This is a genomic window from Ligilactobacillus sp. MP3, assembly GCF_024436335.1.
GTDB classification, from domain to species: Bacteria; Bacillota; Bacilli; order Lactobacillales; family Lactobacillaceae; genus Ligilactobacillus; species Ligilactobacillus salivarius.
Genome location: NZ_JANFQI010000014.1, coordinates 1 through 24719, shown reverse-complemented (window position 1 = coordinate 24719; position 24719 = coordinate 1). Strand labels below are relative to the sequence as shown.

16 protein-coding genes and 2 tRNA genes are annotated in these 24719 nt (G+C 32.7%); all 18 read right to left on the bottom strand.

Annotated elements, in window-relative coordinates; translation table 11 throughout:
* Positions 1–18 precede the first annotated feature (18 nt).
* The gene (locus NOU10_RS08705; protein WP_255906603.1) at positions 19–507 is read right to left on the bottom strand and encodes an ATP-grasp domain-containing protein; all 489 of its coding nucleotides are present in this window, start codon (positions 505–507) and stop codon (positions 19–21) included.
* A 3-nt stretch (positions 508–510) separates the two neighbouring features.
* On the bottom strand, positions 511–762 hold the full coding sequence (locus tag NOU10_RS08700; RefSeq protein ID WP_255906598.1) for a hypothetical protein: 252 nt from the start codon (positions 760–762) through the stop codon (positions 511–513).
* 261 nt (positions 763–1023) lie between these two features.
* Positions 1024–2910 (bottom strand): DEAD/DEAH box helicase, encoded by a 1887-nt coding sequence (locus NOU10_RS08695; protein ID WP_255906597.1) that lies wholly within the window; start codon positions 2908–2910, stop codon positions 1024–1026.
* Positions 2891–4183, bottom strand: a complete 1293-nt coding sequence (locus tag NOU10_RS08690) for a hypothetical protein (RefSeq protein ID WP_255906596.1) — start codon at positions 4181–4183, stop codon at positions 2891–2893. Before NOU10_RS08690 ends, NOU10_RS08695 begins: the two co-directional genes overlap by 20 nt.
* Positions 4167–7157: a type III restriction-modification system endonuclease gene (locus NOU10_RS08685; RefSeq protein ID WP_255906595.1), complete on the bottom strand. Its 2991-nt coding sequence runs from the start codon at positions 7155–7157 to the stop codon at positions 4167–4169. The genes NOU10_RS08690 and NOU10_RS08685 overlap by 17 nt, the downstream gene beginning before the upstream one ends.
* Before the next feature lie 4 nt (positions 7158–7161).
* Positions 7162–9066, bottom strand: a complete 1905-nt coding sequence (locus NOU10_RS08680) for a site-specific DNA-methyltransferase (RefSeq protein ID WP_255906594.1) — start codon at positions 9064–9066, stop codon at positions 7162–7164.
* Between the two features lie 438 nt (positions 9067–9504).
* The gene (locus tag NOU10_RS08675) at positions 9505–11517 is read right to left on the bottom strand and encodes a DUF4357 domain-containing protein (protein WP_255906593.1); all 2013 of its coding nucleotides are present in this window, start codon (positions 11515–11517) and stop codon (positions 9505–9507) included.
* A 189-nt stretch (positions 11518–11706) separates the two neighbouring features.
* A complete protein-coding gene (gene rlmD / locus NOU10_RS08670; protein ID WP_255906592.1) occupies positions 11707–13077 on the bottom strand; it encodes a 23S rRNA (uracil(1939)-C(5))-methyltransferase RlmD in 1371 nt (456 codons plus the stop codon).
* An 80-nt stretch (positions 13078–13157) separates the two neighbouring features.
* On the bottom strand, positions 13158–14177 hold the full coding sequence (locus NOU10_RS08665; protein ID WP_003705249.1) for a diacylglycerol kinase: 1020 nt from the start codon (positions 14175–14177) through the stop codon (positions 13158–13160).
* A 32-nt stretch (positions 14178–14209) separates the two neighbouring features.
* On the bottom strand, positions 14210–15643 hold the full coding sequence (gene gatB / locus NOU10_RS08660) for an Asp-tRNA(Asn)/Glu-tRNA(Gln) amidotransferase subunit GatB (protein ID WP_003702437.1): 1434 nt from the start codon (positions 15641–15643) through the stop codon (positions 14210–14212).
* Positions 15643–17106, bottom strand: a complete 1464-nt coding sequence (gene gatA / locus NOU10_RS08655; RefSeq protein WP_004564244.1) for an Asp-tRNA(Asn)/Glu-tRNA(Gln) amidotransferase subunit GatA — start codon at positions 17104–17106, stop codon at positions 15643–15645. The genes gatB and gatA overlap by 1 nt, the downstream gene beginning before the upstream one ends.
* 2 nt (positions 17107–17108) lie before the next feature.
* On the bottom strand, positions 17109–17408 hold the full coding sequence (gene gatC, locus NOU10_RS08650) for an Asp-tRNA(Asn)/Glu-tRNA(Gln) amidotransferase subunit GatC (protein WP_003702422.1): 300 nt from the start codon (positions 17406–17408) through the stop codon (positions 17109–17111).
* Between the two features lie 151 nt (positions 17409–17559).
* A complete protein-coding gene (locus tag NOU10_RS08645) occupies positions 17560–18705 on the bottom strand; it encodes a CamS family sex pheromone protein (protein WP_255906590.1) in 1146 nt (381 codons plus the stop codon).
* Entirely contained in the window at positions 18702–20720 is a 2019-nt protein-coding gene (gene ligA, locus NOU10_RS08640) for an NAD-dependent DNA ligase LigA (protein WP_255906589.1), read from the bottom strand. The genes NOU10_RS08645 and ligA overlap by 4 nt, the downstream gene beginning before the upstream one ends.
* A 16-nt stretch (positions 20721–20736) precedes the next feature.
* Positions 20737–22980, bottom strand: coding sequence for a DNA helicase PcrA (gene pcrA / locus NOU10_RS08635; protein WP_255906587.1), 2244 nt, complete (start codon positions 22978–22980; stop codon positions 20737–20739).
* 98 nt (positions 22981–23078) lie between these two features.
* Positions 23079–24218, bottom strand: coding sequence for a 5-(carboxyamino)imidazole ribonucleotide synthase (locus tag NOU10_RS08630; RefSeq protein WP_004564240.1), 1140 nt, complete (start codon positions 24216–24218; stop codon positions 23079–23081).
* A gap of 338 nt (positions 24219–24556) precedes the next feature.
* A tRNA-Thr gene (locus NOU10_RS08625) sits at positions 24557–24629 on the bottom strand.
* A 15-nt stretch (positions 24630–24644) separates the two neighbouring features.
* Positions 24645–24716, bottom strand: a tRNA-Glu gene (locus tag NOU10_RS08620).
* Positions 24717–24719 lie beyond the last annotated feature (3 nt).

The window sequence follows — 24719 nt, the reverse complement described above, 5'->3', positions numbered from 1 at the left end:
ACTAGTTTCTGTATATTCTTATATATCAAGATCAAATGCACACTCACCAACAGTATCTGTTAACTCTGCCCAACGTGCTGCTAGAAGTTTTGCATAGCGAATATCATATAATCCGTATGATGCTAAAGAATATCCTTCATTTACTTCAATTAACAGGGGTTGTCCGGTTTTAGTAACACCAAAATCAAGTGAAAAACCAGCTGGTTGATCAACATAATCATTGAGACAATTTTCAATAACTTTAGGATCATAGTGAAAATGCCAATCTCCATAGTACGGCTTAACTCCTTCAATTTGCCCATAACGAACGTAGACTCTCCATTCTGCTACAAAATCAACGACTTCACTGCAGATAATATCTGGATTTTCATAACTTGACCCTAGTCCTATCAAATCTTGAGGAGACCTAATAACTTTTCCAGTAATTTTCTTTCCTTCAACCGACTTAACAAATACTGACCAAACTTCTGGATGTCTATTAATTGTATCCATATTAGAGTACCAAATTTTTCAACCTAAATATTTTCTAATTGATTCAGGATAGTTAATCTCATCACTATTAATTTTCAATTGATTTAATCGCCTACGTACAGTTTGAATACCACCAACAACAATATCCTCACGATTCATATTCGGTAATACTTCATCAAGAGATTTAAACAAAATTATTTCAAATCCCATCTGTTCAAACCCCTTCATCGCTACATAACCATTAACACTGTATGGAATATTCTTTTGGTTAGTTTGGATATAGACTTTCATTTAAACATCCCCTAATCTTTTTTCCCATACCCAAAGTATATCATCACTATTAAAGATAAACTTTACTAATACTAAACATTTTAAAGTAATAAAATTTCATCATCAATTGAGTTAATTCCTAAAAATATAATCTAAATTGGCTAAAACATTTTTATTACTCTCTTTTAAAATTTTATTCCCTAAAATTAAAATCGACTTATCAAAAACACCTTTGTATATGATAAGCCAATTTTTTTAATTTATACAGTTTAAAAAATAATATTACTCTCCAAATACAATCTTTTTAACATCCTCTAAATAATCATCAGTATATTCAGGTACAAGCATTGGTCCTTCAATTGCATCCATCATTATCTGTTCTTTTTCTTTTAGTCGACGATATACCATTTCATCAATAAAACTTTGATGCGCAACATCACCTTTCGACATTAAATAGTAATACCTAGTATATTGATTATCTGGTAATCCAAGTCGGTTGATACGATCACGGGATTGCAACATAAAAGTCAGATTAAAGTTATATTCAAAATAGACAGCATCATGAACTGTTTGGTGCAATGAAATGGATTCTCCAAGCGTATTAGGATTAGAAATTAACACTTGGGCTGCTCCATCGCAAAATTCATTAATTAATTCTTCGCGATCTTGTTTAGGTGTTTCACCATATACCAAAATTGTATTCAATCCTTTTTCATCAAGATATCTTTTTATCTTATGCATTGTACCAACAAACATTCCCCAAACCAGTACCTTTTTACCTTCAGACACCAAATCTGTAATTAACTTTATACCGCGATCAAACTTAGGCGTCTCAATATCTTCAAGTGAAAATCTCTTATAAACTTCAATATCACTTTGATTTTCTTTTTCAATCTTAGAAGCATTTTGATCCCAACTATATGAATCTCCGTCAATCAATCCTAATTCCCTATAATTGATGTTGTACTTCAACAATTCTGGGTTTGTAGAAGCTTGCAATAAACGAGTAAATAAGGCTAAAGCCCCATTTTCATTTTCATAAATAGCATCAGCCAAAATCCCTTGTTTCTCCGATGGTTCAACTTTTACAATTTTATCTGGTTCTGGCTTAGGAACATGTAAATCTTCCTTATTAGTCCTCCAAAAGAATGGTGCTAATTTATGGTTAACATCTTCTGGATCAATTCTATTTAATTCATTTAAATCCCAAGTAAAGAAAGATGAATACTCATCTGGATACATTAGATGCAGAAAATTATAAATATCTCGAAAACCATTAGGAATTGGTGTTCCTGTTAGTACATATCTGTAACGAGGTGATTGACTTAGACTAAGTGCAGCTTTAGCTCGTTGTCCTCCAACACCTTTTATTCTGTGAACTTCGTCAAATACTAACATCGTTTTTTCATCAATCAAATCATTTAGAATTTGAATTTTACTCTTCAAAGATTCGTAGTTAATAGTAATAACATTAGCACGTACCCAATCACGTTTAATAGCCCCAGGATTGTTATTATATTTATTATCTCTCAAATTCATGTAGTGTAGCTGACGTTTAGGGCCAAAAACTTTTTCATATTCAGTCCTCCAAGCAGCAAAAGCATTTAATGGCGAAATTACCAACAATTTATCTACTTTATCTCGATTTAAGCTAGAAAGAAATGCAAATGTTCCGTACATCATCGCAGTTTTCCCTGCACCAGGCACTGAAAAATTAGCAGCTCTTTTCATTGTAGCTAAAAAGAAACTTGCTTTTTCTTGCTCGTTTTTTAAGGGTCGACTAATTTCTCGTTGAACAACTTGCTTAAATTCAGTAAATTCCTTATGCCAACGTGAATCCCCATCTTTGATAGTAATCCCCGCTTCACTCTGTTCCTTGATAAAATATTGTTTCTTTTTAACAAATTGATCGAATTCATCATCTGTCTCTACTGTTGGTAATCCCTTACGCTCTAACTTATGATTTAACTTATCAATTAATTCTAACAATTGTACATATGTCAAATCTGGTTTAAAAGTCAATTGAGATGAATCTTGAAAGTATGGATCAAATATTCGCAATCCTCGTTGTACGGTTTTAGTTTGAAGTGTATGCTGAGTATCATCAATTAACTGAAATAACCCCTCATTATTTTTAATAATGCTTGGTCTATTGATATTCTTTCCCATACTTTTCAAACAACTCCTTACTTGCAATATTTAAATCACGCATATATCTTTGTAATTCTTTTAGTTGTTTAGTGCTTACTTCGTTATAATGTAAGTTACCTGATAACCCATTTCTTTCATTCAGATCTTGAAATACTTTAACATTGTCACGGATAGATTTAATAAATTTTTCAACGGATTCACCGTTTTTAGCATTTTGCATATACGTATTATAGATATCACCAAATTCAGCAATGACTTCGGTTTGATTTGTTAATTCTTTGCTTAAGTCTGCATAATCTACAATCTCTGCATCTTGAATAGCTTCCGCTAAATCTTCAATATCATCTTGAACTCTCTCATTAAACTCAACACTACCACCAGTTTTAACAATATATTTACCAAAATCACGAATTTGATTACGTGCAGTATTTCCAACAACACCTACATGCATTTGATGAAGGATTATTCCAAAGAAAGATTCCATCGTCTCATTTTTCCTAACTTGTGATTCAGGATCATTACTAAATTCAGTACTCAACGTTTTTCCAATTACTTGAAACTGTGTCCACGTCTTACTTTCCTTTATAATACTATAACTTGTTTTAGGTGCTCCAATGAACTCAAGAAACTTTTTCATGTAAATAGCACCATTACGGTAATCTTCTAATTTTCCCTTAGTCATATGAGAAATATTAGAATAGTCAGCTAAAGTCATAATCGGATTTTCTCCATAAGTAGTACGATAAATATCCAATGCCAAGTCGACTGAATCATATCCTTCCCTTTCTTCAACTCCCATTTGAATGGCAAGTTCCAGTTGCTTAATCTTTACTCGTTCACTGTCATTATTATATGAAAAAGGTAGAACTACAGCCTCAAAGTATACTGTTCGTCCACTTTTAGCATGAATATTACGTAAAGCTGTAAGGCGACGATTACCATCAATTACTCGTCCATCATCTAATATCCAACCATAAACTTGCTGGCCTGCATGCTCAATCGATTTCTGTGTACGCTTAAGGGCTATTGGATTAATATTTTCAATAATCTTAGCTACTAGATTATTATAACTAGGATCAACTAAATCGGAAGTAGGATTTAATTGATTTTCATATTCAGCAATTCCTGTTGAAATTCTTCCATTCTTATCATTGTAATAAAGATATTCTAACGGAATTCGATATACATCCAAAGTTTCAGAACTTACACCCTCAACTTTGATTGGTAATTTAGGTTTAGCACCTGTTTTTTCAATTTTTCCTTCGTTAGCTAATTTAATTAATGAAATCACTATCTTTAATCTCCCCAGTTTCAAGTTTGTTTATTAAGTCATGAACTTCTTGTTCACTTGTTGCCATACGATAATACACACCGCTATCTTTCAATTTATCAAAATATTTCTTTTGAATTACTCGTATTTCTTCATCACCAAGTCTCATATTTTCAGCTTTAGTTTCAATTACTAGATAAATCGGTTTTCTTTCACGTTCAATTTTAAAAATAAAATCCGGTGTTGTTGTTCCATTATCATATCGTGGAATCTTGATAGCACGTTTTGGCAATTTACCAAAAACTACTATATTATCATCATAAGTTCTCTTTAAAATTTTAAGTTCTGGATTAGCACTGTCATAACGTAACGGTGGACGATCATACAAATATTTATCGTCTTCAGTTGAATATTCATCATTATATACACCTAGATCATTAGCCGAAATCTCATTGACAAATTCCTGTTTCTTAGAATCATAAATAGAAGTGGATGAGGTAAATTGTAATGATTCATAACTATACGAATTTCTAATTCGTGCATTAAATCTCTTATTAAATTCACGTACTAAATTACCTAATGTTTTTTCATTAATATAATTTTTATTACCATTCAATCGTTTAATTGATTCAATCATTTGTTGATGCAAAAAATCTACCGGTAAATTAGTTCTAGTAGTTAACTGTTTTAAGAACGCTCCATACTTCATTGTTAAATACGTATCTTTATAATCAGATGGAGTTTCTTGAATAAACATTTTAGTATCATCCGTAATAATTTTTTGCTTCACTATTTGTGGTTGTTGAAGTACAAAAATTTTATTATCACTATCCTTGAATACTTCCTTAGCAACAACTTGTGCTAAATCATTTACATCATCATCAAATTTTACCATTTGACGTCTAGATAATTGTTTCCACAAATCTTCCAATTGTTTCCAGTTAGATTTTCGTAATTTAACCTTTGTAGCAAACTTGCTGTTCTTGTCACGAATCTTATCTTTAGCTACTTTCGTTCTATGTACAACTTCAGGATAAAGTTGTACCAATGCCTCGTAGCCAGACATTTTTTTACCATCCATTTCAACATCTGATTTAAACTTATTAGAACGGGTAATAATATTATGATTATCTAGATCATCAAGGAGCTTATCTTCATTAAATGATTTATCAGATTTTTGACGCTCATTAACAATTAATTGAATCATATCATTAGTCAATTCATCATGATTCATTTCGATTGGTGAATCTTCATTTACTTGATCTACTAAAGTTTCTGCAAAATCACGTTCATCATATCCGATTAAGAAAGATAAACGACTTTCAAATTCATCTTGTTGCAGTCTATGACCAGTCTCATCAACTGGCAATCGCAACCCACGACCTACTTCCTGAATCTTACTAATCTCAGATCCAGATGTACGTAACTTAGCAATAACAAAAACATTTGGATTATCCCAACCTTCACGCAATGTCCATTTTGAAAATAAGAATCGTCTAGTAATCCAATTACCATCTTTATCTTTAAAACTAAGTAATCTTTCCTTATTCTTTAAAATATCATTAACTTCAGCTTGGATAGCTTCATCTCCAATTCCTCTATCTTCGCTAAAGTAACCTGCATAAACTTGTTGATGCTCAGCTTTTAAATCTCGAACTGTTGCTTTTAAAAATTCATAGTATTCTTTTTCACGTGGTTCAATTGTCATTTCGTACTTATTGATAAGCTGATTCAATTTTTTCATCAATATCTCTTCAAAATGTTGAGCTAACCAACCTTTTGTATGATCAGGTCCTCTAAAACTAGCAATACTATCAATAAAGAAAAGAGATAATGTCTTAACACGTGGCGCTGTTCCTTCACTTTCTGATCGCATAAAATTACGTTCTTCTGCCTCAAAATGTCGCTCAATTGCTTGAGTGATAATTTCATCCTGATAATTTTGTGCAAATGTTCCTGGTATTAATTTCATGTCAGGTTTTAACTCTAATCCGTTAGATAATTCTTTACTTCCAGCATAAGTAATATCACCTGCAAATCCTTCATCAATATTAGCTAAATTTTCTCCTTTATTAAGGATATAATCTTTTCCACCACGCGATAAAACTAATTGATTACCAATTTTTTTAACTTTATAAAGCCGATTAGCTTCCTGTTCAGTTATATCAGGATAATTAATATCAATCGCTTTAACTAATCCTTGATTAAAACTGTCGATAGCATTCAAAGTAAATTGTGGCTTGCCACGATAATAATCAGTAACTGTCTTTTTATTTTTGCCACGACCAGTTGTTGTTTGTGGGAAAGTTGCTCCAAAACGAACAATAAGTTGTGGTTTCATTTTTTCAATTGCCTTATAAGTTACCTTATTCCTTGGAAAGCGATGAGGCTCGTCAATAATAATCACAGGTCTAGTTGCTGCTATGGCTTTAATTGGACTAGTTTCACCTCCAAGTAAAGTTTGATCATAATCATCTCGAGTCATTGATTTAGAATTAACCATCCCCGCATTAATCAATAATACTTGAATCTGGTTAACATTTTGACGAGTCGATTCAATAAATTCTGATAATTGAGCAGGAAAATTACGTCGACCTTTCTTGTTACTGAAATCTCCAGCATTAATTGTATTCAGTTGGATTGACACGTTTTCATAGCCAGGAATCCCTGAAAAATATTGTCGAGCATAGTCACTAGTTATAAAATTTCTAGCTCCTTCTTTAATACTTGGTGTAGGAACTACAATAACAAATTTAAAAACTCCTTGTTTATGCATTTCATACATCATTTGAGTATATACAAAAGTTTTCCCAGTTCCGGTTTCCATTTTGATGTCAATATATGATTTTTCATTACCAGCATATTTTAAAATCGGGTTAGCATAAATATAACCAGCATCAGGATTATTGGTTGTTGTATCAACACCATAAAAATCTTTATTAATCGCCTGAAGAGCTTTAATTTGGTGTGGTAATCGTTCTAGTTGAATTTTCATATTATTAGTACCTCTTCAATAAATTAATATTATTATCAAGTTGTTTCAAACCAATTTCTAATTCTCGTAAATCAGCAATATTGAAGGAATAACCAAATAAAACAATAGTTTGAACAATTATTTGATGAGTTCCAATTTTATTTAATAAAGCTTCAGTATTCTTGCTAGACCAACCATTATTGATAATGTAAAGACGACTGTCTTCAACTAATAAAGCTTCATAACCAGCAAAATCTATCTTCTTAATATCAGCATTAAAAGGATACCCATCTTTGGCTAACCATGTTGTTAAAATTGTTTGTTCCCCAGTAGCATCGCCAGCTACATCTAGACCTCTACTTGAGAATGAATCAACCATATCAGTAAATAAAGTTGTATTGTTAGGATCGAAATCTTCAATATCCTCAAGCGTTTGTTTAGTTGGGTTAACAACTCTATAATGTTTAAAACTACCATCAAAATTCTTAGGTAAAGTTAAATCATTATCAGCTTTAATTTTAGCTGCTGCACGCCGAATACGTTCACGTGAAATTTCATCAATAGATTTAAATCCTGCTTCATATGCAGTTTTTCCGCCTTCAGCTGGTATCTTTTCTCCATTACTATTAACAGTAAATGTAGACTCTGGAATTTGGATCATTATATATCTTCTACTTCCACTATCCTTTGCATTTAGTTGCATAACAGCTTCTGCAGTTGTTGAAGATCCGGCAAAAAAATCTAAAATTATAGATTCTTTACTTGTAGTCGCTTCTAATATTTTTTTTAATAATTTTATTGGCTTAGGATATGAAAAAATATCTTTAGAAAATAGTTTTTCAAAATCTTCTCTCCCGCTAGTTGTGCTTCCATAATTCAATATACTTGATAAATATACCGTTCTTCTCTCATCCATAGGTAAAATTAATCTAGGTTGCTTTTCTCCATCTTTTCCCCAATATATCAAATCTTCATTTATCAATTCATTAATTTTCTCTTTAGACCATTTCCATTGTCTTGTATATTTTTTCCCAGTTGGACTAGTTAATGTAAAATAATTACTATGATTTATATCTTCATTAGAACCATTAACAGCTAGATTAGCTGTGTTAAATTCATTTTCTCTGCCTTCTAATGCTTCATGAATTTTATTAAATTTATTATCTTTTTTATTAACATATGCAACTACTATATATTCATGTATTCTCCTATACTGACTAACAGCCTTTAGTGTTCCACTCTTACCCTCAGATTCTTTATTCCATATCAAAGTATCAACTTGAATTTCACCATAAATATCAGTCAAAATTTCATAAAGATTAGCGTACTCATTATCATCAATTGATACAAATATCACACCTTTTTTAGACAATAAATTCTTCGCCAAATACAACCTTGGATACATAAAAGTAAGCCATGCCGAATGACTAGACTTACCTTGAATACTCTTTAAACGTTCAACTTGAACATCATCCATTCCAAACATTTCTTTAAGCTTACCATCTGAATATTCAAATTTATCTGGATAAACAAAATCTTTATTTCCTGTGTTATACGGTGGATCAATGTAAATTACATCAATTTTACCAGCATAATTATTTTGTAAGTGTCGAAGCACTTCCAAATTATCCCCTGTAAAGAATAAATTTTTACTATCTTTACCTTCACCATTATTTTGTTCTTCATCAGGAACTATCACTGTTGATGGCATCTCACCAGCCTGACGACGAGCATAATCTTTACCAATAAAATTAAGTTGATAACCATCACTTAACTCATTAATGTTGTGTTCCTTTAATTGTCCCTTAAATTTATCTAAGTCAAAATTTCCTTCACGATCAAAAAATTCTGGTAACTTACTTTTTAGTTCATTTAAAAAAGCTGAATTAGGTTTAACTTGCATATTGAATTTTTCATTATCACTAATCAAAGGAAACACCTCCTTTGATTATAGAAAAAGAGTCCACTAATTTCTTAAAAATTAGTGAACTCTTCAAAAAAAGCTTGACAAATAGACCTTGACCTAAATAATCAAGGTTGTGTTGTGTTGTGTTGTGTTGTGTTGTGTTGTGTTGTGTTGTGTTGTGTTGTGTTGTGTTGTGTTGTGTTGTACATCCTATTCACTCCAAAAAATAATTCTAGAAATATATTATCATTTAATTACTACGTAACCAAATATTATTTTTGTAATTAGTATATAAATATATAACTAAAAAGTCACTATTCAAGAAAACTACTATCGTAGAATTCCAAAATAGTGATCTTATAAAATTTAATTTGTACACAACTCTTTTATATTTGCACTAATGATGACACACTTCTTTCATCCATTAACTCAATTGATACAATTAATTTAAATGCTAACATTTCATCGTATTACTTCTCCAATTGGAATACCTTCATTATTTTTCCAATAGCTCCATCCGTTCTTGGAACCTCCCAAAATTAACTCTGCAGCTGTCGAAGGAGCCACAGTGTACTCACTCTTTAAGATAAGCTGTCCATCAATATTTTGTAAATCACCATTAATAAGCATTTTCTTCCTAATTTCTAATACCTTGCCTTTTATTTTCTCCGATACTAAGAATTGAGATCCAACATATATTGTCAAGCTATTATCTTCGTTAAGATAACCCTCAGCATGTACACCTTGTGAGTTTAAATAAACTCTTCTATTTTCTTTATAATTATAGTCTTTTTTAGAACGTAAGTATGGATACATGTTAATTAGTTTTGAAATTATTTCTTCACTACGATTATTAATATCAACAGACGTCCAACTATTCATTTCAAATAATTTTTTATTCATATGAATATGCAAAGTATCATTGAATACACGTTTTTTAGTTTCAAAATCACGATTTCCAGCTGCTGAATTGTCACTTTTTGTAACCAATGTTAAATTACCAATAGTATTAATTAAATTTGTATAATCTTCATCAGACACACCTGCCTGCTTTACCCAATATGGTGTGCTAGTTTGTGGCATAATATGCTCTACTTCGAAATTACTCATATCAAGTTTTGCACTATTTTCATGATTTTCTATTTTTTCTAAAAGCCAACGCGTTAAATTCATTGTATAGGCATTAGTTTCTAGCATATTAGATTCTAAATTCTTATCTGTTGGTAAAGCCATATTATTAGAACGATTCTTATCGACCAAAACATAAACTACTATATCCTCAATGTTTTCATATCCATTAACTTTAGCAATTTCTTTTACTCTTTTTAGATACACTGGAAATGCTTTAGAAACTCGACTAGTATCCATTCCAGCAAATATTCGCCGAATCAAATAGATATTCATAATTTTCATCACACCATAAAACTGATCTTCATTGATTATATGACTATTGTAGAAAAGATCGCAAAATGCAAGCATAAACGGTGCAGGCATCATACTTGAAATTACGCGATAATCGCTTAATTCTTCTCGTGGATTTTCTAAGTTATCATAATATAATAGAGAGAAATATTTAGCATATCGTACAATTTCACTCAGTAATGTACCGTCATCAGTATCTATTCTCTTCGAGATATAATATTTTTTAAAAGCAACGTATAAATTTTTCTTTTCAGTTAATTCATTAGTCACTGCTGCTAAGTAAAATCTAAAGAAATCTTCCATTTTTCTAGAATCTTCGAAAATATTCTCTAACTTTTTCCAATATGTGTCATAAAGAATTGTTTGTTCATTATTACTTTTATCCATCATGATATAATTTCGCATTAAATCAGAAGCTGTTAAGCGTTCACCATTGGAATTAATACTCTCAAAAATTTGTTGGGCATCATCGTGCTGATCTAATTTTATGTATACAATCGTAAATCTCTTTAATGCATACATGAGTTGATCAAAATTATATTCATTAATCAGTACTGCTAACTTTTTTCGTAAATAAAAAAAGTTCTTAGAAATATTGCTTTTACTCTGTTTTAGTTCATCATATTTTCCTTCAACAATTAATCTATAATCATCCTCATCAGAAACAGCTGGATACAATCGTTGCCGATACTTACTATCAACTGGTTCAGAATAATTCTCTAAATATTGCTCACTAATTTCCCGAGCACGCCATTCATTTTCCGCTAAACTTTTCAAAGCGGCTGCAATTAAAAACATTGTAACTAATCGTTGCTGACCATCAACAATTGATTTCTCTGTTTTGTAATTAACAACTGTCTCAAGATAAATAATTGTTCCTAAAAAATGCTCTTTATTCTCATTATCAAGCAATCCTTTCAAGTCACTCATAAGTTGTTCAAGTTGATTTTTTACCGTCCAAGTATATTTACGTTGATAAACAGGAATGACAAACTGTTTTCCTATAGACTCTGGAATAAATTCATCCAATAATTTTCGTGGATTTGCTTCCATGATATTACCACCTTTACAATATATAAATTTAATGTATTTTCTACTAAAAATTGTATAGTTCCTTTCTTCTAAATTTTATACTATTCAAATTGATAACATCCAGTTACCTTTTATTAACTCAATTCAAAAAATGGTCAATCTTATTACATCAGTATTTGCTAGATTACTAACCTTCATCAATATTTTACTTTATCTTCGTTCCAACACAGTAACACTCTCAACATGCGTTGTTTGTGGGAACTGATCTACTGGTTGAATAGGCTTTGTAACTTGGTATCCTAGTTCCATGAATTCTTGAATATCACGTACTAGAGTTGCTGGATTACAACTTACATAAACGACTTTTTTAGGTTCCATCGCCACTGCGCTTTGTATCAAGCTAGAAGTTAGTCCTTTTCTTGGAGGATCAACCATTATTACATCCGTCTTAATTCCTTGTTTTTGCCATTTTTCCATCCATACTTCAGCTTCTCCAACTTCAAAGTCCAAGTTATCTAAATCATTTAGACTAGCATTATGCTTAGCATCTTCAATAGCTTCAGGGACAATTTCTACACCGTATACCTTTTTAGCAAATTTAGCCATATTTAATGAGATTGTTCCAATTCCGCAATATGCATCAATAACCGTTTCTTTCCCTGTTAATTCTGCGTTTTCAATCGCTAATTTATACAATTTTTCAGTTTGTTGTGGATTAACTTGGTAGAAAGATTGTGCTGAAATATCAAATTTTAAGCCATTTAGAGTATCTTGAATAGTATCTTTACCAGCTAATTTTATAGTTTTCTTTCCTAAGATAACATTTGTCTTATCTGGATTTACATTCAGCATTACGCTCTTTACATCTGGACATTGTTGCTTAATTAAGAATGCAATTTGCTCAAGGTTTGGAATTTTCCTTACTCGACTAACTAGAACTACCATCGCCTCATGAGAATAATATCCTCTTCTTACTAAAATATGACGTATCATTCCAGTATGTTTTTCTTCATCATAAGCAGTAATTTTGCTCATACGTAAAATATCTCTTACTTTTAGCAAAATTTCGTCTATTCTCTTATCTTGAATAAGGAAATGTTCCATTGCTACAAAGTCATGACTATTACGTTTGAAAAATCCAATTTCCAACTTACCATTAACTTCTCTTACTGGAACTTGAGCCTTATTTCTATAGTAGTAAGGTATATCCATTCCTAACGTATCTGCCACTTCTAAATTATCCAAATGCACTTTCTGTAGCAAATCAGTTACTAACTTACGTTTAAACTTCAATTGTGCAGGATAGCTTAAGCTTTGCAGTGGAGCGATTCCTGTTTGAAGATATATTTTATCTTCATTTTCTACTCTATCCGGACTCTTTTCAATAAAATCTATCACTTTAGCAAAGCCATAATTCTTAGTAACTTTAACCACATGTGCCTTAATTTTTTCTTGGGGTAATGCACCTTCGATAAATAAAGGATAACCATCTACCTTAGCCACACCCATTCCTTGATAAGTTAAGTCTTCAATTGTTAAAATTAAATCTTCATTTTTACTAACAGGTAATTTTTTCTTCATTATCTTCCTTTCCCTAAAAAAAGAGGGCAAAAAGAATTAACTCTTCTGCCCTCTTCTTTAGACTTCATTGGCTTATTAGTTTACTCTTCTTTTTCACCAATTATTCCATCGCCATTTAAATCTTTTTTAGTTACTTCTTCAATATCTTTAACTAATTGCTTAGTATCTTCACTAGCAGTGATTGCACCTTTTGGAATTTCATCAGTATTAGCAAAAAATTCAATATGTTGCTTCAAAGCTGTAAATTTCATTGGTGCATCGCCACCATATTCACCGTCGATATTAATCATAATTCTAGTATCAACTGGCTTAACAACTAATTTCTTTGTTTTTATATATAAAACACGCTTATCATTAACATGCTTACCACCATTTAAAACCATTGTTATCAAGTGGAGCATTTCAACAAGATTACTTGTCTTTACTACGATAACTGTGAATTTACCATCATCTAGTGAAGCATCCGGTACAATCTGTTCAAAACCACCGATTGAGTTGGTCAATGCTACTAAAAACATTGAAGCTTCACCATCAAATACCCCATCATCATATTCAAGATGCATAGGTACATTCTTCATTTGTGGTAATAATTCTGCGCCTTTTGCTAAGTATGCTAAATATCCAAATAAGGATTTTAGCTCTGATGGAACACTGTATGTTAATTCAGTTAGTAATCCACCACCAGCAATATTCACAAAATAATTATCATTTGCCATACCTATATCCATCTTAACTGTTTTACCAGCAGCAATTACTTTTGCAGCTTCAACTGGACTTTCTCTAGGTATTTTTAAAGCACGAGCGTAGTCATTAGTTGTACCAGCAGGAATAATTCCTAACTGTGGACGTTTCTTTAGCCCTGCAATTCCGTTCACAACTTCATTTATCGTACCATCGCCACCAGCAGCAACAATCAAGCTAAATCCTGCTTTTGCTGCACGTTCAGCTTCATTTCTAGCAGAATTTTCTTCAGCTGTTGTAGCAAATGCACTTGTTTCATAACCAGCATTCTCAAGGATATCCAAAATTTCTACTAAATCACCTTTTAATGCTTCACGACCAGAAGTTGGATTATAAATAATGCGACATCTTTTTTGCATGCTTTTTTCCCCGCCTAAGAGTCTGAAACCTCTTATCTTTCCTTCAAACTAGCCATTAATAATTTGTTAACCATCTTAGGGTTAGCCATACCACGAGTCTTCTTCATAATTTGACCTACTAAGAAACCAATAGCACGATCCTTACCATTCTTAAAGTCTTCGATAGATTGTTCGTTGTTATCAAGAACTTCATCAATGATAGGTTGTAACTTAGCTGGATCTGATAATTGAACCATACCTTTAGATTCAACCCAAGCTTTAGGTTCAGTATCATTTGTAATGATTTCTTTGAATACTTTCTTAGCAATCTTAGAAGAAATTGTTTCATCTTCAATTAATTTAATCATTGTTGCCAAATGTTCTGGAGTTAAAGCAGTATCACTTAATTCTACTTGCTTAGAATTCAAGTAAGCATTAACTTCACCCATCAACCAGTTAGCTGCTAATTTAGGATCTGCTCCTGCAGCTACAGTTGCGTCATAGAAGTCTGACATTTCTTTAGTTTGAGTAAGGACACCTGCGTCATAAGCTGGAATACCCCAATCTTGTGTATATCTTTCACGACGCTTATCTGGCATTTCTGGAATAGATGCACGAACTTCTTCAATCCAATCATCACTAATATGAATTGGTGGTAGATCTGGTTCTGGGAAGTAACGGTAGTCGTTAGCTTCTTCCTTAGAACGCATTAAAATAGTTTCACCACTTGGTTCATCAAAACGACGTGTTTCTTGTTCTACTTCTCCACCAGACATCAGTAAACGTTCTTGACGCTTAACTTCATATTGAATACCTTTGCGTACATGTTCAAATGAGTTAAGGTTCTTCATTTCAGTACGAACACCAAGTTTGTCAGATCCGATTGGTGCGATTGAAACGTTAACGTCAGCACGCATGGAACCTTCTTCCATTTTCACGTCTGAAATACCTGTAAATTGGATAACTTGACGTAATTTTGTTAAGTATGCATAAGCTTCATCAGCACTAGAAATATCAGGTTCTGCAACAATTTCAATCAAAGGTGTACCTTGACGATTCAAGTCAACGTAAGAATAACCGTCTGGATTGTGTGTATTTTTACCAGCGTCTTCTTCAACGTGCATTTCACGGATACCAATCTTTTTCTTGGTACCATCTTCAAGTTCGATTTCTAACCAACCATTAGTACCAATTGGTGTACGAGCTTGTGTAATTTGGTAAGCTTTAGGGTTATCAGGATAAAAGTAATTCTTTCTGTCAAAACCAACATCTTGTGTGATATCACAATGAAGTGCTAATGCAGCACGCATTCCAAATTCTAAAGCACCCTTATTTATTTCAGGTAAGACACCTGGATAACCCCAATCAATGACATTGGTATTTGTATTTTGTTCAGCACCATATTGAACAGGAGAAGGTGAATATGCCTTAGAATTTGTTTGCATTTCAATATGGACTTCTAAACCTACAGTTGTCTCAAAATTCATTAGTTTTGACCTCCTAACGTTGGTATTGCTTTATGAAAATCAGTTGATTGTTCAAATGCATATCCTGCACGATACATTGTACTTTCTGCAAAACGTGGTGCAATTAGTTGTAAACCAATTGGCAATCCATTAGAGAATCCTGCAGGTAAGGACATACCTGGAAGTCCTGCTAAGTTAACTGGAATTGTCAAAATATCATTCATATACATTGTTACTGGATCGTTGATTTCTTCACCAATTCCGTATGCAGTAGTTGGAGATGTTGGAGCTAAAATCAAGTCATAATCTTTATAAACATTTTCAAAGTCTTGGCAAATCAAAGTTCTAACTTGTGCAGCCTTCTTGAAGAATGCATCATATGAACCAGCAGAAAGAGAGAATGTTCCTAACATGATACGACGCTTAACTTCATCGCCAAATCCTTCAGAACGTGAACGTACATATACATCTTCCAAGTTCTTTACATCTTTAGCACGGAATCCATAACGAATACCATCATATCTTTGAAGGTTAGAAGATGCTTCAGATGAAGCAATAATGTAGTAAACTGGAACACCATATTTACTATGAGGTAGAGATACTTCATCTACTGTTGCCCCTAAGCTTTCAAAAGTCTTTACGGCATCCTTAACTGCCTTAGCAACGTCTTCGTCTACACCTTCACCAAAGTATTCTTTAGGAACAGCAATTCTCATACCCTTAACACCATCTTCAATTCCCTTAGTAAAATCAGGAACTTCACGACTGGAGCTAGTAAAGTCATGAGCATCATGTCCACTAATTGCGTTTAACACTAAAGCATTGTCTTTAACTGTACGTGTCAAAGGTCCAATTTGATCTAAACTAGATGCAAAAGCAATCAAACCATAACGAGATACACGACCATATGTTGGTTTTACCCCAACAATTCCGTTAAATGCAGCTGGTTGACGAATTGAACCACCAGTATCAGAACCTAAAGATGCTAGAACTTGACCAGATGCAACTGCTGCTGCAGAACCACCAGAAGAACCACCAGGAACTTTTGTAGTATCCCAGACATTCTTAGTAATTTTGAAAGCTGAATTTTCTGTAGAACTACCCATCGCAAATTCATCCATATTCAACTTACCAACTGTAATCATGCCAGCATCATTAAGCTTATCCATTACAGTTGCGTTGTAAATTGGTTCAAAATTTTCTAACATTTTAGAAGCAGCTGTTGTTGTTAAATCTTTAGTTACGATATTATCTTTAATACCGATACCAATACCATCTAAAATAGAATCAGCTTTAACGCCTCGTTCATCAATTTTACGAGCTTTTTCTAATGCTCTTTCCTCATCTAATTTCAAGAAAGCTTCAATTTCTTTATCAACCTTTTTAATGTTATCAAATGTTGACTTAGTTAATTCTTCAACACTATATTTCTTATTTACTAAATCATCGTGAATACTTGCTAAATCATTCTTAAAGTAATCCATTACTATTCCTCACTTTCGTCAATAATTGCTGGAACTTTAATATATCCATCTTGGCTTTGAGGAACATTTTTCATTAATAAATCACGATCTGTTCCTTTTACTGCAACGTCTTCACGTAAAGTATTTATTGCATCTGTTACGTGTGTTGTTACAGGAACATCTGTTGTATCTACTTCGCTAAGTTGTTGAACCATGTTAATAATTTCATCCATTTGTCCAGTAAACTTAGCTAACTCTTCATCTTTAAAAGCAAGCTTTGCTAGCCCTGCAACGTGCTTTACTTCTTCAGATCCAATTGCCATTGTTCATCCCTCTTTCATCACTTATCTATTACTTTAATAATTTTATTACTACTTATAGTTTGTTAATAAGTTTCCTAATTGATATTCTAGCATAATCATTTAAAAATATAAAAGAGACTACTGCAAAAAATAGTCTCACTTTATATATTAATTAGTAACTTCCAAATACATGGGTATAATATCCGCCATTGCCACCTGTTGTTGAAACAAAACTTTGTGTTTCACCATCACTACCATTGATCTTAATATCTACTGGAATACCACTTGGTAAGTATGACTTAGCAGCCTGTGCTACATATTGAGTAAAACTAGTTATCTCAGTTTCACTATAGAATTGAGTTGTAATTGTTATGTGCAAACCTTGCAAAGTCTTATCTTTATATTGACCTTGTCCCGTAACATTAGAAATATTAGGGAAAAAGTTCTTAACTTGTTTTTGGAAATTATCAAATGATGTTGAATCATTATCATTAGGAAGTTTGTTATCTTCAGTCGCTGGAAGAACGTAACTCTTAATGTTTGTTTCTGTCCAACTTCCGATATCTGTCCCACTCTTACTTACAGTATAGGAGTAGAAATAACCACCTACTAAACTATCATTAGGAGCTTGAGCAAACATCGCAATCACAATTGGTACATTGTTTCCGACTTTTTGACGAACTCGTGCAAGAACTTTCTTAGCAGCTATTTTACCTTCTTCAATTCTCTTTTCTTTGGAAATTGTTGTTGAATAAGTAGCACCATATTGTTCTTTTTGGTAGTAATCCTTTTGATTCATACCAATCCCAATTGTCATACCAGCTAATTCTAATTTACCATTATTTTGTTTCATGTAATCTTGTTCTTCTATTTGTTGAACGTAAATTGGGTTTCGCTTATTTGCTTCTTTCTTACCATTGTCGCTAGGATTCAAACCTTCTGGATTAGAACTAGATTTTCTTCCTAACCAATCTTGAATAGTAGCCTTATTTAAATATTGTCCTTCTTGGAAAATGTAACTCTTAGTAGAGAAATGATCCTTAGAAATTGTTGTTAGACCTGCTTCAAAACTCTTCAAATTCAATAGATTATCTGAATTTTGAGAAATCCCTACCCCTCTAGACTTACTTGTCTTATATTCTCCATCTTCAATAATTCCTTGATAATCACTACTATTGTTTTCACCAGTTGTCTGATAACCACTTTTAGATGACTCTGTAGTTGCTGTTGTAGTATTAGAATTACCACCAAGTTTTCCACAAGAAGCCATTAAAGCAGCTGATAGACATAAACTGATAATTATACCAAACTTTTTCAAGATTCTTCCTCCATCTGCTGAATAAATTCTGCTTCATTCATTACTCTAACATTTAATTCTTGAGCTTTTGTCAATTTGCTACCAGCATCATGACCTGCAATAAGTAAATCAGTTTTCTTAGACACACTTCCTGTAACTTTTGCACCATGTGCTTCAAGCCATGATTTAGCTTCGGATCTCTTCAAAGTATCCAAAGTTCCAGTTAGAACAACACGTAAACCGTTAAAACTACTATCAGTACTGCTTTCAAGCTGTTCTTCACGAGTTTGTCCTAAGAATTCCATATTTACCCCAGCTTGTCGCAATTCATCTAATAATTCCAGCACGTGTTCATCTGCAAAATACATTTCAACACTATCACCTATAATTTCTCCTAATGAATCAATAGTTGAAATTTCATCACTTTTTGCTTTAGCTAAGTTATCCATTGATTTATAATTTTCAGCTAATATTCTAGCTACTTTAGCACCAACATGGCGGATTCCTAGTCCAAAAATTAAACGTTCAATAGAATTATTACGACTATTATCGATTGCTGTCAATAGGTTATTCGCAGATTTTTCCTTAAACTTATCTAAAGTTATCAACTGTTCAAAAGTTAAGCTATAAATTCCGGCAACATCTTTAATCATTTCGCGGTTATAAAGCTGTTCAATTATTCTAGGTCCTAATCCTCTGATATTCATCGCATTTCTTGAAGCAAAATGTGTTAAGCTTTCTTTTACCAAAGCTGGACATTGTGGATTGATACATCTTAGAGCTACTTCATCATCTAAATGAACTAACTTAGCACCACATTCTGGACATTCTGTTGGAATTTGATACTCTACTGAATCTTCTGTTCTTTTAGCTAAAACTACTTCAGAAATTTCAGGAATAATATCTCCAGCTTTATGAAGTTTCACCATATCGCCTATCCGAATATCTTTTTCCCTTAAATAATCAGGGTTATGTAGCGAAGCTCTTGCCACAGTTGTTCCTGCTAACGTTACTGGTTCCATAACAGCAGTTGGAGTTACCACCCCGGTTCTTCCAACTGTCCATTCAATATCTAAAACTTTTGTTTCTTGTTCATCAGGTGGAAATTTATAAGCTATTGCCCATCTAGGAACTTTAACGGTGTTTCCCACTTGAGACTGAACTGCAAAGGATTCGGCTTTTAGAACTATTCCATCAATGTCGTATGGAAGATTAGCTCTTTGGTCAGTAGCCTTATCAATATAAGCAAATATTTCTTCTTTTGTTTTAACTTGTTTAGATTCATTATTAACTTTGAAACCCCAGCTCTCTAATTTTTTTAAGGCTTCAGTTTGAGTTTTTATCCCCAACTTTTCAGGTTCCATTAAATAATAAATAAAAGTACTCAAGTTTCGACTAGCTGTTATTTTTGTATCTAATTGACGCAAAGATCCTGCTGCTGCATTACGTGGGTTAGCAAAAACAGCTTGCCCTTCTGCTTCACGTTTAGTATTCAGTTCCACAAAAGATTTCTTAGGCATGTAACATTCTCCACGAACTTCAATTGACACAGGTTCATTTAATTCCATAGGGATTGCCTTGATAGTTTTGAGATTTTCAGTAATATCTTCACCGATTACCCCATTACCACGAGTTGACCCCTTGATAAACTTACCATTCTCATAAGTTAAGGAAATAGCCAAACCATCAATCTTTAACTCACAACTATAATCCAACTTCTGCTCTACACTATTTTCTAAACGCTCTAAAAATTCTATTAATTCCTCTTTAGAAAATACATCGCCTAATGACAACATTGGAATATCATGATTTACTTTAGTAAAGCCACTTAGAACTTTACCACCTACTCTTTGACTAGGAGAGTCCGCAGTTACTAAATCAGGATTGGCCTGTTCGAGCTCTAATAAACGTTGATAATGTTTGTCATACACGCTATCTTCAACAGATGGAGTATCCAACACATAATATTCATTACTCCAGCGATTTAACTTATCACGAAGCTCTTTTAATTCCATCTCTATATCTTTTTGTGACATATAGGCACCACCTTCCTTATATCTTTGTAATTGGTGCGAATGCTGCTAGTAATCGTTTAATACCTTTGCCTTCAAAAGCAATATCTAGTTCTGTATCTTCGCCATCGCCTGAGACCTTAACAATTGTTCCTGTTCCCCAAGCTTTGTGAGAAATCTTATCTCCTATATTCCAGCTTTGTTTGTCAGCACCAGTTTCTTTAGGACGTTCAACAGTTCCTGCTGGCATACGATATTTAGGCTTCTTACTAAATGGCACTTCTCTAGATCTAGTTCTCTTGGATGTTAATGTTGTACTTGCTACTGTTTGATTATCCGATTGGATTAATTCTTCATCAATTTCTTCAATAAAGCGAGAAGCGGGATTATTTTGACTCTTACCATACAACATACGAGAAATCGAGTTAGTTAAATAAAGTTCTTCTTCAGCACGAGTTATCCCTACATAGGCCAATCTACGTTCTTCTTCGAGTTCATTTTCGTCCATAACTGCTCTAGAAAGTGGGAAAATACCTTCTTCTAATCCCATCAAAAATACAACTGGGAATTCTAGCCCTTTTGCTGCATGTAATGTCATTAATGTGACTTCATCTGGTTCTTCTTCTACACTATCTTGATCTGAAACTAAAGCTAAATCAGCTAAGAAATCAACAAATGGATCACTTTCTTCATCTTCAGGTTCCCAATCTTGATCAAATTGCTTAGTAACCGTTAAAAATTCTTCCAAGTTTTCTAAACGATTACGATTTTCTAAAGTATCTTCTCTTTGTAAGTTAGCTTTATAACCCGTTACATCTAGAATTCTTTCTGTAACTTCAGTAACATTATGTGCCTCTTGATATTCATGTAACTGTTCTATCATCTCAGCAAACTTTTCTAATTCATTACTTGCCTTGGCAGATACCCCTGCTAAAGCAGCACTCTTGGAAGCTTCTAACATTGACATACCATGAATTTGAGAGAATGTTCTTAATTTTCCAACAGTTACTGAGCCGATACTACGTTTTGGTTCATTTACTATTCTTTCAAAACTCATAGAATCAGCTGGATTAGTTACTAAACGCAAATAAGCTAAAGTGTCCATTATTTCCTTGCGATCATAGAATTTATGCGCTCCAACTAATTTATATGGTATATTGGTTTTCACGAAAGTTTCTTCGATTATACGTGACTGTGCATTAGTACGATATAAAATAGCAAAATCTCCATAATGACGTCCATTATTTCTAATTTGTTCTTGAATTTTTTTAACTACATAATAAGCTTCTTCATTAGCGTTATTTGCACGATAATAATGGATCTTGTCACCTTGCTTATTATCTGTCCATAAAGTCTTATCTTTACGATTTACGTTATTCTCAATCACATTATTAGCAGCTGCTAAAATATTTTTTGTAGAACGATAATTTTGTTCCAATTTAATTACTGTTGCATCTGGGTAATCTTCTTCAAAGTTCATGATATTTTCCATGTTTGCACCACGCCAACCATAAATACTTTGATCTGCATCACCTACAACACATAAATTGCGATATTTACGAGCTAACTTATTAACTAATTCATATTGAGCTTCGTTAGTATCTTGATATTCATCAACATGAATATAGTGGAATTTACGTTGATAAAATTCCAATGTTTCTGGTGATTCGTTGAATAATCTAATAGTTTGCATGATTAAATCATCAAAATCCATTGCTTGGTTATTTGCAAGCTGATTTTGATATTCAAAATATGCTTTACTTACAATTTCTTCAAATGGTCCATTAGCTTGTTGGGCATAATCTTTAGGATCTAATAGGTCATTTTTGGCATTTGAAATTACACTTAAGATTGCACGTGGATCATATTTTTTAGTATCAATATTTAAATCATTAAGAACCTGTTTCATTAAAGTTCTTTGCTCACTTGTACTTGCAATTGTAAATGATCTATTAAAGCCTATTTTTTCTGCGTCTCTCCGTAAAATTCGTACACATAAAGCATGGAATGTAGATACCCATATATCTTCTGCACCTTCACCCATTAAATTATTTACACGTTCTCTCATTTCACGAGCTGCTTTGTTTGTAAAGGTGATAGCTAGTATGTTCCAAGGATTTACGCCTTTTTCTTCAATTAAGTATGCTACACGGTGAGTTAACACACGAGTCTTCCCACTACCAGCTCCTGCCATTATTAATAATGGTCCTTCTGTACATAAAACTGCTTCTGATTGTTTATCATTCATTCCTGACAAAAACATATTGTCGGTCACAGTACTCATCCTTTCAGAAAAATGTCAATTCTTATTATAACTAAAATCCAATTATTAATCATTAAAAAGAGCGATAACTTTATAATTATTTATCGCTCCATTAACTATTATTCTTTTGATAAATCGTCCCAAATACCAGTCGATTCTATTTGTTGTTTTATTTCCATTTCATTTTCAGCTAATACTATAATATAGCCTTCTGGTTGTGGTCTCATTGATTCTGGGTATCTAAAGAATGTATAATACCAATTATTTTTTAGCACCCATTGTGTACGAATGTCATCAATATTTTCTTCTTCAATCATTACCATGCCTGCAGGTTGAACTAATTTAATATCAACTAATGGCATCTTCACCAAAGTTCTAAGATGTTGCTCAAACATCGAAACATTAGTTGCCTTATCAAAGACATAGCCAGAATTATGTAAAGCTGGCACAATTCTTTTTACATATAAAGAACCACTCTCAGTTAGATAGAAAGCTACCTCTAAAGCACCTACATATTTTAAGCCACTGACAATTTCACCTGCTAAACGTTTTACTTCCTCTTCTACATCAGGTTGGATATTAGCTGGTACAATTGCCTCATTAAGACGATTTTCTTTATATCTAGTTTCAATTACAGGAAAATATGCTAAATTTCCATCATAATCACGTGTCATTATAACTGATAGTTCTTTATTATAAGGTATCCACGATTCTAAGATATAAGTCCCCATATCAATAATATCTGCACATTTGGCAATATCTGTTTGCTTACGAATTATTTGTTGACGTTTAGGTCCAAATCCTTTTTGAATAGGTTTTAATACACAAGGATATCCAATTGAACTAACAGCTTGGTAAACATCCTCTAAGCTAACAATTGTTGCATAAGGGGCAATATTTATATTCATTTGTTCAAAGAAAGCACGTTCCAACAATCTATCCTGTGCAATTTCTAAAGTTTCAGAACCTTGCGGAACTCTAGTGAATTTTTGTAGATATGCAATAACTTCAGAAGATATATGTTCTGATTCATACATTACTAAATCACAACGTTCAGCAAAATCTTGTAACTTAGCCTTATCGCTAAATTCTCCTACAATCTTAACATCTGCATCAGCTAAAGTAGGACTTCCTTCGTTAGTAGCGTAAACAATTACTTTAAATCCTAGTCTTTTAGCTGTTTGAGCCAATATAATTCCATTAGAACTGTCACCAATAATCCCCAGAGTATCACCTGGAAAAAGCACTTCATTTTCCATAAAAATTCCCTACTTTCGAACTAAATTTATCTTTTTTTATCTCAATTTTTATGTACATATTCATCTTATCATAACTTGAGGAAATAAGTATTTATTTTTGTTTATTTCTAAATATATTAGATTAATTAGTATCTAAAACAATACTTATTACCAATAATTCTAATCCCTTTGTTTCTAAAGTAAAGTAACTTATATCTTTTGAAATAAAAAAAGCCATTAGACACAAATCTAATAGCTTAAAAATAACTTTTTCTGAAGTTGGTGACAAAATGGTGATACTTTACTCTTATAAATGTCATCAAATGCCCGTCTGATAGGAAATGATCGATATATTGTTATGCCGGCTGCAGGATTCGAACCTGTGACCCTCGGTTTACGATACCGATGCTCTACCAACTGAGCTAAGCCGGCATAAGTTTATTAGGATGACCCGTACGGGATTTGAACCCATGTTACCGCCGTGAAAGGGCGGTGTCTTAACCACTTGACCAACGGGCCATA

Coding starts and splice junctions, on each gene's coding strand:
- NOU10_RS08700 (WP_255906598.1), bottom strand. CDS start 762: ATGAAAGTCTATATCCAAACTAACCAAAAGAATATTCCATACAGTGTT.
- NOU10_RS08695 (WP_255906597.1), bottom strand. CDS start 2,910: ATGGGAAAGAATATCAATAGACCAAGCATTATTAAAAATAATGAGGGG.
- NOU10_RS08685 (WP_255906595.1), bottom strand. CDS start 7,157: ATGAAAATTCAACTAGAACGATTACCACACCAAATTAAAGCTCTTCAG.
- NOU10_RS08675 (WP_255906593.1), bottom strand. CDS start 11,517: ATGGAAGCAAATCCACGAAAATTATTGGATGAATTTATTCCAGAGTCT.
- rlmD (WP_255906592.1), bottom strand. CDS start 13,077: ATGAAGAAAAAATTACCTGTTAGTAAAAATGAAGATTTAATTTTAACA.
- NOU10_RS08665 (WP_003705249.1), bottom strand. CDS start 14,177: ATGCAAAAAAGATGTCGCATTATTTATAATCCAACTTCTGGTCGTGAA.
- gatB (WP_003702437.1), bottom strand. CDS start 15,643: ATGAATTTTGAGACAACTGTAGGTTTAGAAGTCCATATTGAAATGCAA.
- gatA (WP_004564244.1), bottom strand. CDS start 17,106: ATGGATTACTTTAAGAATGATTTAGCAAGTATTCACGATGATTTAGTA.
- gatC (WP_003702422.1), bottom strand. CDS start 17,408: ATGGCAATTGGATCTGAAGAAGTAAAGCACGTTGCAGGGCTAGCAAAG.
- ligA (WP_255906589.1), bottom strand. CDS start 20,720: ATGTCACAAAAAGATATAGAGATGGAATTAAAAGAGCTTCGTGATAAG.
- pcrA (WP_255906587.1), bottom strand. CDS start 22,980: ATGAGTACTGTGACCGACAATATGTTTTTGTCAGGAATGAATGATAAA.
- NOU10_RS08630 (WP_004564240.1), bottom strand. CDS start 24,218: ATGGAAAATGAAGTGCTTTTTCCAGGTGATACTCTGGGGATTATTGGT.